The organism is Paraflavitalea sp. CAU 1676 (assembly GCF_029223285.1).
In the GTDB taxonomy this organism is placed as follows: domain Bacteria; phylum Bacteroidota; class Bacteroidia; order Chitinophagales; family Chitinophagaceae; genus Paraflavitalea.
On sequence record NZ_JARHUJ010000013.1, the window covers coordinates 1 to 13,732 of the forward strand.

Sequence of the window (13,732 nt, forward strand, 5' to 3'; positions counted from 1 at the left end):
CCGTGATCTTCAAACTGCTGTCATAAATCGAATCCCGGCCTTCTTTCTTTAGATTCATACTTGGGTAAATTTAAGTTACAGACTTACTACCCAAAACTGTAAAGCGATTTCAGGACGTGACAGAATGTACCAATAAAGTAACAATGTTCCGAAATACGACAAGCCGTATCTGCCACCTTCGTAATCTTGTATCCAACACCCGTCACAATAGCATTTATTCATTCATCTAAAAAAAAACTTGCAATGATGGTACGTCAAAAAGGTGACCGCCGCCTAAAGATGGCCGGTTACATCGCTGTCACTGGCGCAGCCGACACCTGTTCACCACTTTTCCGGTTACCAGGCGCTTCGCCAACTGGTTCATGGAAGTGAACAGTCTTTTTGGCGAAAAGTTCCCCGCCAGCGAAGGCTACAAGGTCAAAATAAAGATAAGGGCCGTAACAGTCGGCGAAGTGGACTACGAAGAACTGTTTCCCGATCCCGACTGGTGGAAAGCCACTGGCCCGGAAATGTAATGGGTGCACAGCCCCTCACCCCACTTTTATCACTACCTCAACAAGTAAACCATATGCACAACAACAAAGTACAACTAACAGGTCACCTGTTCGGTAAGCCCATCATCCACAAAAGCAAGAAGGGCGACACCTGCGTGCAATGCACGGTTATGCTCGATTCCGTTCATCGCAACGCCGCATGCAATCAGCATTTGGGCACCATGGCCATCAACGTAGTCGCTTACGACGATGTAGCCGACATGTGCGAAAAACACTGTAAGCATCGCGGCGCAGTCGTCATCGAAGGGATGCTTTCCCTGTACAACACGATCGGCGAATGCGGACAAAATGTAGCGGCCATCGAATTACCGCCACCAAATTCTCCCTGATTGGAGATAAGGTGAACCGCCGGTAAGCCTCCGCACACACGAAACCCCGCGTGAATACGCAGGGCTATTTTTCATCAAATGCGTTAACCGTAAACCTTATCCTTTCCTATAGAAACAACAAAACCGCGTTGGTGTACTAAAGGGATCTCAACTTTTTATTTTCACTTAAGATCACAAATTGTGATCTTAAGATTTTAGGGGTGCAGTTGGTGCCATACGGGGTGAGGTATCCCGTTGATCCTTAGTGAGTTGGAGCATGAGGCCGCTAGTCGAATGGCATAGCTTTTAAGCGTTGTGGGCGGCTGGTGCCTGCCCCGTGTTGCCTTTAAGGTCACAATTTGTGACCTTAAAGGTCGAGTGACAAGGTTAGCACACACCCTCCCATTGGGCCAACTTGTTTTCAATTGTGCTACAAACTAGTGTCACATTGGTAAATGAGCATCCTTACACATTGTTTTTCTAAAAACTCCACTACCCGTTCGGAGCACAACTTTAAACCCGGCCAATCTGTTTCCAGAAAGTCAAAATTGTCAAATCCCTTTTTTACGCGAAAGATTTTATCCTTTATTTCAACCCTGCCCTGCAGTAATTCGAGCTGATCATAATCAAGAAGAGAACTATTAGCTGCTTTTTTGTTATCTCTGTCGGGTGTCTTTTTTAATAAGTAATACTTATTCATGAAAATCATTTATTAATAACCCGTTATACCCTTTGGATATCACTGACGCATTTCAATTAGATAGTAAAGTTCTATATTTTTTGTGGAATGTCATGATGGGCTGAGCTGCTCTTCCAGGACATGACCATTCTGCTTTATCAACTTCTTCCGATAGTTACTTTGAAACAAAAAAACGCCTGGGTGTACTAAAGGGACTCATTAGTGGAAAGCCGGATTATTGCTTTATCAATGTGTCGGCCAGCTGAATTACTTTATCCTGTTCCTTCTCAAAACCTACGATCGGCCTGGTGGAGGGACGGTTTTCACGTTGATAACGTTCGATCAATGGAAGTGTCTTTACAATTTTGAGGACGGTATGAAGATCGGCAATGGATTTGTTTTTTTGGTCGACACTTGCCAGAAACACCTGGTGACGAGCAATTGAAACATTGTACTTATTCAAATTGGCTGTAATCAGCGCTTCCATTTTTTTCCGCAAAAGCGAATCCCCAATGGTTTCTATATGGTTGTTGGCAGCCTTTATGTAAGCATCATTCTTTTCCTTGAATTGGTTGAATGAAGCGATTGAGTCCGGCCAACTCTCCCGAATGGCCGTCAGTTTGTCTTCTAACTCTTTTAAGTCTTTGTCTTTGCTGATCAGTTCGCTGTAAAGGCTTTCGACCAAATCGTCCCCTCTGCTCTTTGAGACCAATTCGTACGAAGAACTTTTGGCTTCCAAAGCTTTGGGCGTTTCTTGTTTGGATTTGTCCTGGTGGCCGTTATTGTTGCAGGCTGCAAATGCACAGGCCGCGATGATGGGCAGGTATGTTTTGAGGGTCATAATGTAACGCTATAATACGTTGCTATTTGCACAAATCTATGCCATTAAGGTTTTTTTAACGTCGGGTGTATGGGGCCGTGATCGGGACCTGAGTTCGGGCAGCTGATGTACCTACCTGGTCAACCTCAGGCAAGCTGCACTTCGTCAGAGAGATGCGTTAATCATAGGACTATTCGGTTCTTCGTCAGATGCCTGCGGTACTGGATGGCAGCTAAGGCTAACTTGGTGCTTTGATTAAATTCCTTATGAAGTGTATGTTAGCCGCATTATTAACCTGTTTCGTTTTATGCAGCTGTTCTAAACCATCCAACGATCCTTCAACCGGCAAAGTATTGGTGACTGAGCAGGGCCAGCCCTATGGCCTGCTGGCTGAACAGGTGATCGGACCGCAAGGGGGCAGCCTCGCTTCGGCAGACAGCCGGCTACAAGTGATCATCCCTGCCGGTGCATTGACCGGCAATACGACTATCAGGGTGCAGGCGATCCAAAATACCAACCCAGCCGGCGTGGGCCTGAGCTACCGGATAAGCCCTTCCCTGTCATTTGCCAAACCGGTCACTATAAAAGTAGACTACAGTGGAGTGGATTCATTAGATATCGACCCCTGCAACCTGAGTTTGGGTTACCAGGATTCTTCCGGAGCCTGGAAGATGAAAATGAACCGGGTGATCGATGCCGTGAATCGTATATTAAGCATCGAGGCATCGAAGGGCGGCGACTGGTGCCTTTTATCACCCATCCGCCTCGTGCCCCTGGAAAGTTATATCAAAAAGAACGAACAGGTGAAACTACAGGTATTGAGTTTCGTGGGAGGAATAGGTTCGGAAGGATTGTGCGGCCTCTGGAATCCCTCTAATGATCATCATGGCGAACAGGCGTTGGTGTTTGGCGCCCCCGTGCTGCCGGCCCTGATAGATAAGTGGGAATTGCTTGCCACTGGGTATGGTGTGGGTACGCTGACCCCACAAGGAGCTACGGCTATTTATAAGGCTTCGGACAAGGACAATCCCATCATGAACCCCGCTTCCATTGCTGTGACCTTAAAAGGGTTCCCCCGCAACATGCTGGCACGCGTGTATGTAGAGCCGGAAGAAACGTATATTATGATCACCCTGGGTTCCAAAACCTATATTTATGCAGCGGCAGAAGCCGAGAGGATTGTCAGCAGCAACACGTACAGTATTTCCTGGGAAGAAAGACCTTCCCGTATCGAGCGCGGTTACATCGTCTGGGGAGGCAATGCTATAGGAAATCATGTTTGGGATATGAAGTTTAACCAGTTCCATTTTTCGCCGGAGGATTTTCCCAATGACGGCTTCCTGATCAGTCATGCCGGCGAATTAGGAAAATTCCCCAGTGACGGCTATGTGAAGATAGACCAGTTTGGGGCCGTTGGCCAGTTCGTAACTGGCACTTTTGTGGTTACCAATGCCGCACGTCATGATCCGGATCAGGGGTACCTGGGAAGCTCTTCGGTCTCCGGACGCTTTAAGGCAAGAAGGACGGAATAGCTCAAGTCTAATAAATATTGGCATTCTTATTTTTTTTCACCCCGTATTCAAGATCACAATTTGTGATCTTAAGATTTCGGCGTTGCTGTCGCTGCTTTGCAAGTTAATAGTATACCATTCATACTTAGTAAGTTGGATGTTAGACAGCAAAGTCGAGTGGCGTTGCTTTTAAACGTTACGGGCGGCTGATTCCTCTTCATGTCGTGTTCAAGGTCACAAATTGTGACCTTGAAGGTTCAGGGCTTCATACTAGTCCACTCTCCCCGCATACAATAGTAAAAGCCCCGCATTGAAATGCAGGGCGTACACTAATCAAATTCGTTAACCATTAAACCTTATCCTTTATTATAGAAACAACAAAACCGCATCTGTGTACTAAACGAAAGCAAACTTTATTTTGGGGAAATCTTTTCTGCAGCTGTCAAGATAGTAATTGGTGCCTGGGCGGCTTGGGTAAGGTTGATGCTAGAGGTGCCGCTTCGATAATAAAAAAAGCCACCATAAGGTGGCTCGATATCATTATTGTTTACAGGCTCATTTTACATGCCTGAACTTAGTTTTGGACAATATCCTATTGGCCTGCTCTAACTTTTCTGGGAAGTATACCTTTTCGGATTTCTCCTTAACTACCGTAAGGGTCATCCCCAGAGATGCTGCCAATTTAGAGGCCCGTTTTTTATTACTTGCCTTTACCTTCATATTACAAATATACTATTTTTTACTTACTAGAAAACCTAGATATTCAAGTCCTTTTTCGAAAGCAACTTCAATGTAATTATCCTTTTCGGTTAAAAGGCCAAGTATTTCAAACTCAATCGATAGTTCCTCATAATTCAGGCATATTGCCATTCGATACAATCTTGTCCTTTCAGGCGTGCTCCCTGAAAAAAATAACCTTTTTTCAGGATGTGTTATAAAGAAGTATCTAACCGCGGAGACGACCGTAGAAAGAATTTTATTTCGGTCTTTGTTATCATCCCTTGCAAGGTCATCTATGGTGCCATCTGCCTTTTTATTGCCGAATGCAAGCATCAAGGTTGACTCGTCAAGGGTTTTGGTAAACTGTATTATCTTAGGTATCTCGCCCTTGGGGCCCTTACTTGTGAATTCGTATTCCAGGTAATCGTCGCTGATCGATAGGTTGTCATACCTTTCATGTTTCATAGGATTCTTCTTTCTGCATCTGTGGCTCGACATACATCCTCATGCACGGATATTGAGGTGTATGATTCTTCCGCAAGGTCGTTTGATTAATTAAGTTCCTTTTTATTAGAAACAACTAATTGAAGCTTACGTACCAAAGAGGGTTCAACTTTTTTTCTGTCAAGGCATGTGCCTGGGTAACGGAATCGGCGCACGGTGTTTTTTTCTGGCACTCACCGCGTCGCCCATGCTTCCACCCTCCCCCAAAAAATGTCGCACTTTCAATTCATCATCTTAACAGTCAATTAAAGCATTTTACCACACCAGCTATCCATACATAGGGCCTGGCCAATAGTTTTGGCCGCAATAAGTTCAGGCTTCCTGGCATTTGCCGGGAAGCTGATCTTTAAAAGACCGTTTTATGAAGAAAACAGTAAAGGCATGTTGCTTATTCATATTGATAAGCTGTCTGTGGAATGTCGCTGGTGCACAGGATAAGAAACAAACCAGTGCAGAATATCAAAAGATGCGGGAAGAGCTATTGAAGAAGATGAAAGACCTGCCACCGGATGAAGCCAAGAAGGTGATGGACATGCTGGAGCAGGGCGAAAAGAACATGGCGAAAGCCGGGCCGGAAATGAGAGAGCGGGAAAAGGACACTGCTTTGTTTCCTGGCAGAAGCGGCAAGCTTTCTTCTATACCGGCTAAGGTCATGACGAAGGCGGAAGTACAAAAATACGTCGGTGCTGTGTATACCACCATCGTTACGAAAGTTCCGGCGGCACACAAAAAGGAGATTGACAAGATCATAACTACCACCGCACCCGGTAAACTATCGCAACTCGCGATAGCGGGCTGGTATTATAGAAAGGCGCCGGTTACCGCCGTTGCCCTGGCTGCCAAAGCGAGCGAACAAAATGTAGATGATGGACTGGCTTTGAATAATCTTTCGGCCTTGCTGAACATGGGTAATGTACCGGAGAAAGCCATTCCCATTTTGCTGTATCTCGTTCAGAAGCTGCCCAATGATCCGCTCGTATTAAATAACCTGGGGCAATGTTATGCAGCATTGGGCGACAAAGCCAATGCTAGATTATACCTGCTGCGTTGCGTAAAGATAAACCCCAAACATCCGGAAGCCAATAATACCCTTGGCCATATCGAGGCTGCAGAAGGCAATAATGCCAGGGCGACGGATTTTGCTAAAAACTCCCTGGAGGGAGGCTTTACCGAGGCCGCCAGCAACCTGTTGAAACGGGTAGAACCCAAAAAAGTATATGAAGCAACTATCCCCAAAGTAGAGTTGCCCGACGGGTTTAATGAATATAAAATTAAATTACCCCAGCTGCAGCTGTTGGTGACGGAGGCTGAAGCGGTCAAGGCAGATACGAGGGCTTTTGGTGATGCATTGGTGGCTACTTCCGGCAAGTTAAATAATCTGTACGGTCCGTTAGAAAAGGAAGGCCTCGCGCTGATGCAAAAAGAACAGCAGAAACTATTTGCCAATCCCGACAGGCTAAGCAACTTTGGCCGTACCTTCTCTTCGCTCGCCACTTTTAAATTAAGGCATTTCTCGAAAAATGTGCGGGCCGATACCGATGTGCTGAAGAAGATTGATGAAGATCATAGACTACAGGTAACACGACTGGACAGTAATTATAAAAAGAAGGCCCTGTCTATAGAGGCAGAGTATACTGAAAAGATAAAAGGGCTGAAATGTGCAGACGGCCGGCCGGGCGATTGTGCTCAATTGGAAAGGTTGACGAAGGAACGCTGCATCAAGCTCAATGATGCCGCCAATATTTACCTGAAAGACCGGGCCGGGGCTACGGAAAACTACCGCCGGAAGCGGCAGCACTTTTCATTAAGCGTGTTTTACGTTACTTCCTACTGGGGTTATCTTTCTGCCCAAAACAAGCAATTGGCCCAGGCTGCCTATTATAAGGCTGCACAGGAATATATAAACAGCCTTAAGATCTTCAACAACTCATTTACAATTAATCCCGCCTGCGGCTACCAGGACAGAAAGCCTGTAAAGCAGGAAATCGCTCCTGAATGGAAACTGGAATGTCCTGTTGATATTAAGATTCCTTTTGTTGTGGGCGAGCTATCTGTGAATTGTGAGGAGGCAGGTTTTAGTATGGGAGAAGGTGCTCAATTCAGCTTTACGCAGAACTTCATAACCCGTCAATCTACGTTTTCTATAGGCATTGGTGCCAGTGCCTCTACAGGTGCCTCCCTGCCGGGCGTTGAAGGCAGTTTGGCAGCAAGTGTTAGTCAGACCTTATACATCACCTACGATGGCATCAATCATATTTCCGACCTGGGCATGAAATTCGGCGCCGGTGTTTCTGCCGGGTATGAATTTTCCGGTAGCGTATCGAAAGGTGGCTTCGAAATAGAAGCGAGTAAAGAAGGAGGCAGTGTAAAAGCAGGAGTAGGTTACACGATCGGCATTAGTAGTGGTTATGGACCTCATATAGATTTTGAAGAAGGCCCCTTCAAGCAGCTGTTTGCCGGCGAAAAGCAGGTAAATCCGCAGGTGAACATTTATAAGAAATAACTTACTGTTTAATCCGCTGGTGAATTTCTACGTTGATAACCTGAATTCAACGGCATTTTCGAACACCTCAGCACGCTATTCGCGCACACCGGCCGTCAAAGCCTTATTCCAGGTTACCAGGCAGCGTTCTACCAACAACATAATGAATTTTGATGTCGTTTGTTTGCTCACGCGAACCCCTGCAATTCAGTCATCATAAACGACTTGTATGGACATCCAACTTATGTCCTGTACCGGTAAAAAAACGAAATCTGTATCTATGCAAATCAAATCCATTTTACGGCCACGTGCCAGACTGTTGTTTACCCTGCCAGTTATTGGCCTCCTGCTGGCCCTCGTAATAGGGTGCCACAAAAAAGACAAACCAGCGCAGGATCCTGGAATAACTTCATTTTCACCGGCTGAGGCAGCCGAAGGTGCTACCATTGTGATAAAAGGTGTTGCTTTTTCGTCCGACAAATCACAGAATACGGTTAAGTTCAATGGCACGCCGGCAACCATAAACACGGCCACCGCCACAGAGCTTTCGGTGACTGTTCCTGAAGACGCAACAACGGGAAAGATCACGGTAACCATAGGTGACAAGGTTGTTGCTTCTGCTACCGATTTTAAAGTAAACCCCACGGCTCCCATTATTTCGAACCTGATACCCGAAAAAGGCGATATTGGCCTGCTGGTGGAAATTACCGGCAACCGCTTCACCGTAAACAGCAAGGTGTATTTTGGCGGCATAGCAGCCACGGAAGTAACTTTCGTAAGTAAAACAAAACTTACTGCCAAAGTTCCTGCAGGAGCCTTGAACGGAAAGGTGAAGGTAACGGCTAGCAGCCTCGAAGCATTGAGCATGGCCGACTTCTGGGTGAAGCCAACCATCACTGGGTTTACCCCCGATAAGGCAACAGAAGGAGATGTCATTGAGATCAGTGGGACCAACTTCAGTACGGTATTAACAGATAACGCTGTACGCTTTGGTTCTATAGCGGCCACTGAAATTACAGAAGCTACCGCTACTAAATTAAAAGTGAAAGTGCCGGCGGCTGCCCCCTTCGATAAGATCAGCGTAACCATAAAAGGCCAGGAAGCTATCAGTGCTGAAAAGTTCACCATACTTCCTTCTATTACTGCCTTTTCACCCGACCACGGCCCAAGAGGATCGCAGGTATCGCTGACGGGGAAGAATTTTCTGGCGACTGCGGAAGTTTGGTTTGGGCCTTTGCAAATTACCAGCTTTACAGAGCGAACCCCTACAAGTATTAAGTTCGATGTGCCGCCGACAGCTTTAACTGGTAAAGTAGTGATAAAACAGGTGGGTAACACTGTAGAGGGGGGCTGGTTTACGGTGACCAATCTAATGGAGTTGCGCAACAACATGGAATATGGTCATTACCGGGATAACATTTCATTCGTGCATAATAACAAGATATATGTGGGCTTGGGTTATGGCAACGGTAGCAATACCAACCACAATCCTGGCTTCAGGGTATTTGATCCGGCTAGTAATACCTGGTCGGCCGGACCGGTACTGCCCTCCACTATGCTCCCACGCAACAATGGCACAGCTGCGGTTTTAAACGGAAAACTGTATGTTGGCGCCGGCAGCAATTGGATGGGGAGTACGCTTAACTATCTGAACGACTGGTGGCAGTATGATCCGGCCCAAACCGGAGATGCAGCCTGGAAAAAAATGAATGACGCGCCTTATCAACTGGACGCTACCGGTACATTTACCATTAACGGGGTATTATACACTGCCAGGAGCCAAAGCATTTACCAGTTTGACCCTGCCGCTGCTGCTGGCATGGGCACTTTTACCAACAAAGCGGTTGCAGGGGTACCCTATATCGAGAAGGCAACTACGGTTGTAATCGGTAATGATCTGTATTGGTTTGGTGGCTATTCCAAAACTACGTTTAGCTGGACCAATAAATTGTATAAGTATAGTCCGGCAACCAACAGCATCACCAGCAACCTGGCTGATTGCCCGGTAAGTCCGTATACGGAATCGCCTGGCTTTACGATAAACGGAAAATTATACGTGCTGGTGGCAGAAATTGTCGGAACCATTTCCCAGGTGAATTTGTATGAATATGATCCCGCCACCAATAGCTGGAGCAAGATGCTTACCCTGCCCAATACGTTTATGTCTGGAAATTACAACGCAGCCGTAGTGGCCGGGAAAATCTATGCCTGGACACCTGAGGGCATCGTGTATAGGTATAATCCCAATTATTAACAGCCAATCCATTATCTATTCTTTGTTCAAGGTCACAATTTGTGACCTTGAATTTTTAATGCCAGTTATGCCCGCACTACCTGCATCGCTTTGAGCGAGGTGCTACGATTTATTAGCGCAAAGACACAAGGACAGGAACTGGTAGCGCCGACAAGAGGTGTCCGCTGACCATTAGCGGCCTATTGCCTGGAAATTTTATCTATTGAGAATAAAACTCGTCCAGCCACTGGTTCCTATCTGAAAGCCATCTTTCACAATGGTAGTGTAATACTTGTAAGAAGTACTTCGGTATAAGACTGGGAAAAAGTTGTAGGATACATTCAACAGGAGATCGCTATAGTAGCCATAGTTATAGGTAGTGTTATCAAAGCCCGGAATAAAGTTGTAACTGATTGCGAGATTCTGAATCCTTCCGTAAGCGTCGTAGTAGGTGACAGGCGTCCCATTTTCAAAATAGAAATGGGCAACCAGTGACAATTGATTTAGTCTGGCGTTTTGTATGGTAAACTTTGGCATCACCTTAATGTTGAAATTGTCAAAGCTTTGTATGTTTATTATGGGAGATATGACCGGGCCATTACGGTACGTAAAATAGGCAGCTCCGGCTTGAGCAATTTCTCGTACCTGATCATCAAACACGGAAATAATTACTTTTAGATTGTGATTACCGGTTGCCAGATGCAATTCCTCATAAGGAATGAAAAGCTGGGTATTAAATAGTGTTGAAGCGTAGTTCGCAGTTACTTCCTCACCTACTACAACATTACCATTGTTCGAATAGTATTGCTGGTTAAAGTCTTTAAGCGGGGTGCCGTTTGCATTATAAAAAAAAGCGACAAACTTGCATTTCTTGCCTTGTGCATTTTGGATTTGATAGTTTCCATTGATACCTATGCCATATTTGCCATTGCGAAGCAAATTGTGCGTAATGGCCACGTTGTTAAGTTGGCAAGAGGCAGCAGCACTACTGCTGGTAACACCCGGTGATGTAATAGGTGGGGTATTGTAAAATGGATACATTTCTCCTATGAGCTTCTTATCTCCCGCCGAAAGCTCGGTATTCCAGCTTACAGAATAACCATCCATGGTTAAGGAGCCATCTATCGGATAATGCATGATCGAGGAGGGATCATATTCCTTGTTGGACATTTCTACGCTATAGCGATTCAGTACCTGTTCATCTACCTTTTGCTGGCTCCAGCCCTGGAGCTGCATGTAATGAGCATAGACTTTGGGTTTATTCCATTGTATACGACTTATCGGTGATTTATGCTCATGCAATAGCCCCAGCGCGTGACCAAATTCGTGAAGGATCGTCCTTTTTAGTACAATTTCAGGAGTGGATTCACTGAATCCTTCATAATTCATCGTCTGTTTGTTCTGCTCAATATTCTTAGAATGTGTACCCGCATAAGACCAATATCCTGAAGGATCAAACCCAATTCGGATATCTGCATTGCCATACGAAATGAAGTTGAATTTTATGTTGGCAAAGCTTTCCCACACCCTGGCGTATTCTTTGATCTTTTGATGAATGTGTGAACTGCCTCCAAGAAACCGGACAGTTAAAATTGATCCATTTGTCCATTTGGCGTTAGCATCAAGTACGCCATATTGCACATTTTCGAGGGAGGTCGTCACTGCTTTATCTATACAGGATGTCAGTTGACTAAAACAGGGAGAGGTTAATGATAAAAAGATAGAGAAAGCAGCTAGGCGTAAGAGGTTCACGACGGAGGGTTTATGCTAATATACTGAGTATTATTATCAAAATAAAACACTTTTTAATATCCAAAAACGCCTGTTTGCGGATGGCTAAATATGTTTTGGAAGAATGCCGGGTTAAAACAAATTATCAAAAAGTTTAAGCTATATTTAATGCATTAAACCCTTGAACGCTATGCGCTCACTTACTGCTAGAGCCACTTTGGCTGGATTGTTCTTTATATGTTCGTCCCACTTGTTATCATTAAGGTCCCATGCCGCCGAATTTCCTTGGTTTAAGGTGATGGATTCCTATCAGGGATATGTGGAGTTTGTGGAAGGTACCCAAACCTCCAGGAATATATACGTGTTGCCTGTGCTTGGGCTGCCTGGTACTGCCTATTACCACAATACTCCATGGGGCTTCGGCGCACCTACTGCCAACACAGGCATAGAAATAGCGGATAATGGAGATCTGTTTTTGAACTTTAAAATACACACCAATACCAGTCATTTACCATCCAGCTTTAAGCAAGATGTCATTAACTACATTGCCGGTAAAGGATTTAATTTCTCAAAATATGCCACGGTAGCCCAAGGCAACTATTTAGTAACTTTTGTTAAGCCCCAACAAACCAAAGTCAAGTTATATTTAGACAATGAGGAATTTGAGACATTAACTTTAACTGGCATCCTGGACGCCAACTTCAATGGGAAGTTCCGCATTCCCGCCAGTAAGGTAAATTTAATAAGGCTGGGTAAATTTGATGTGAAAATAGAATATGATTTCCCCTACCAAAACTTCTCATCAATTTCGATCAATATTAAGGAGGAACTGCTGACGAAAATTAAGATTGATGTTTTTAGAGAGATCATTCAATCAACATCAAGTTCAAGTGGAGGTTTTTTCATTTGGAAATGGCAACAGCAAACCCATAGAGTGGTAGAAAAGAACAGGGTTAACTTCGATGCTTCAAATTCCAATAAATCAGACATCAGTATAGTATACAGGGATGCCACCCCGGCAATGCTGGACAGGATCAGTACGGTTTTGGGGTTTTACGCTACTACAAAGCAGGACCTTGTGAAGGCGCATAATGAAGCCTATGCAAAGGCGATGAATAGTAAAAATCTTGCTTTGGGCGACATGCACAAGAAATACATAGAAGCTGTACAGGCCGATGATATCGGGAAGTCAATAGATGTGCTGAAAGCTGCTGCAGCCTTAAGTGATGGAAACCTATTTACATTTTTGGCCTCGGGAGTCGCATTTTCAGATGCGTCTTCTTCAAGCTACAGTTCTTTTCATGGGATTAAGCGTGTAAATATTACCACGACATCGCAGCTGGCCTATAATGAGATAATGATCAATACGGTTAACGCAAGGCTAAGCACTGCAGGCATGCGGCCTCCCTCTATGACTCAGGCCATCAATGATGCATATCGACATAAAAATGTGGCTATATTTAATGTGCAATCATATATGCCGCTCTATACGGCAAACTGGATCCCGGCCTATTTTCAGGCGGCGATCAATAACGACATGTCTACAATGAAATATTTGACTACCTATTTCACCCCCATAGCGCAGGTAAATGCCATAAATGGCAACAGTCAGAATACGGCTTTGCATATTGCTGCTCAAAATGGAAATGTTGAGATGGTGAAACTGCTGGTAGAGTTTGGGGTTAATTTGAAAATGAAGAATAGGTATGAAGAAACGGCAAGGGATATTGCTGTAGATAAAGGGTTTACTGCTATAGCGGACTATCTTAAATCGAAAGAGTCAAATCTGGGATCAGCGCGGGTTAAGTTTCAACTACCTCAGGGATTCACACTTGAATCTGTAAATTATTATGGTCTGGAGCTGCCGTATATGGAAGGGTTGGATTTAAGAGATAAGGTGAGAGTATTTAATAGTAGCGATATCTCCTTTGATTACCATCCGGGTATTTATCAAATCTCTTTTATCATAAACTACCGGAATTCATATGGAGTACAGCAAAGTTCAATGATTACAAATGTTTATAAGATAAGGGCCGGTGGTCTGATTAATTATACAGAGAACTTGATTTTTAAACCGGAAATTCAATCCCTGTCTAATAATGCCACAACTTATTTAGGGACCATGGTAGATCCCATCTATTTGGATAATTAAAATACTTTACCGGGTACTCAAGCAACAATCGCCAGGTT

10 protein-coding genes are annotated in these 13,732 nt (G+C 44.7%); 6 read left to right on the forward strand and 4 right to left on the reverse strand.

Annotated elements, in window-relative coordinates; all coding sequences use genetic code 11:
* The first annotated feature begins 362 nt into the window (after positions 1-362).
* Complete coding sequence (locus P2H89_RS33560; protein WP_275835604.1) at positions 363-515, forward strand: hypothetical protein; 153 nt, start codon at positions 363-365, stop codon at positions 513-515.
* 53 nt (positions 516-568) lie between these two features.
* The gene (locus P2H89_RS33565; protein ID WP_275835606.1) at positions 569-883 is read left to right on the forward strand and encodes a single-stranded DNA-binding protein; all 315 of its coding nucleotides are present in this window, start codon (positions 569-571) and stop codon (positions 881-883) included.
* A gap of 409 nt (positions 884-1,292) precedes the next feature.
* Here the strand turns inward: P2H89_RS33565 and P2H89_RS33570 are convergent, their stop codons facing one another.
* The gene (locus P2H89_RS33570; RefSeq protein WP_275835608.1) at positions 1,293-1,562 is read right to left on the reverse strand and encodes a hypothetical protein; all 270 of its coding nucleotides are present in this window, start codon (positions 1,560-1,562) and stop codon (positions 1,293-1,295) included.
* A 214-nt stretch (positions 1,563-1,776) separates the two neighbouring features.
* Positions 1,777-2,382, reverse strand: coding sequence for a hypothetical protein (locus tag P2H89_RS33575; protein WP_275835610.1), 606 nt, complete (start codon positions 2,380-2,382; stop codon positions 1,777-1,779).
* A gap of 254 nt (positions 2,383-2,636) precedes the next feature.
* Between P2H89_RS33575 and P2H89_RS33580 the strand changes: the two genes are divergently transcribed.
* Positions 2,637-3,893, forward strand: coding sequence for a hypothetical protein (locus P2H89_RS33580; protein WP_275835612.1), 1,257 nt, complete (start codon positions 2,637-2,639; stop codon positions 3,891-3,893).
* Positions 3,894-4,604: 711 nt separating this feature from the next.
* Here P2H89_RS33580 and P2H89_RS33585 read toward each other — a convergent pair.
* Positions 4,605-5,057 carry a hypothetical protein gene (locus P2H89_RS33585; RefSeq protein ID WP_275835614.1) on the reverse strand — a complete coding sequence of 151 codons (453 nt, stop codon included), beginning with the start codon at positions 5,055-5,057 and terminating at the stop codon, positions 4,605-4,607.
* A 400-nt stretch (positions 5,058-5,457) separates the two neighbouring features.
* Between P2H89_RS33585 and P2H89_RS33590 the strand changes: the two genes are divergently transcribed.
* Positions 5,458-7,599, forward strand: a complete 2,142-nt coding sequence (locus P2H89_RS33590; protein ID WP_275835616.1) for a tetratricopeptide repeat protein — start codon at positions 5,458-5,460, stop codon at positions 7,597-7,599.
* A gap of 259 nt (positions 7,600-7,858) precedes the next feature.
* The gene (locus P2H89_RS33595) at positions 7,859-9,832 is read left to right on the forward strand and encodes an IPT/TIG domain-containing protein (RefSeq protein ID WP_275835618.1); all 1,974 of its coding nucleotides are present in this window, start codon (positions 7,859-7,861) and stop codon (positions 9,830-9,832) included.
* A gap of 195 nt (positions 9,833-10,027) precedes the next feature.
* Here P2H89_RS33595 and P2H89_RS33600 read toward each other — a convergent pair whose 3' ends face one another.
* A complete protein-coding gene (locus tag P2H89_RS33600; RefSeq protein WP_275835620.1) occupies positions 10,028-11,563 on the reverse strand; it encodes a M12 family metallopeptidase in 1,536 nt (511 codons plus the stop codon).
* Between the two features lie 169 nt (positions 11,564-11,732).
* Between P2H89_RS33600 and P2H89_RS33605 the strand changes: the two genes are divergently transcribed.
* A complete protein-coding gene (locus P2H89_RS33605; protein WP_275835622.1) occupies positions 11,733-13,694 on the forward strand; it encodes an ankyrin repeat domain-containing protein in 1,962 nt (653 codons plus the stop codon).
* Positions 13,695-13,732 lie beyond the last annotated feature (38 nt).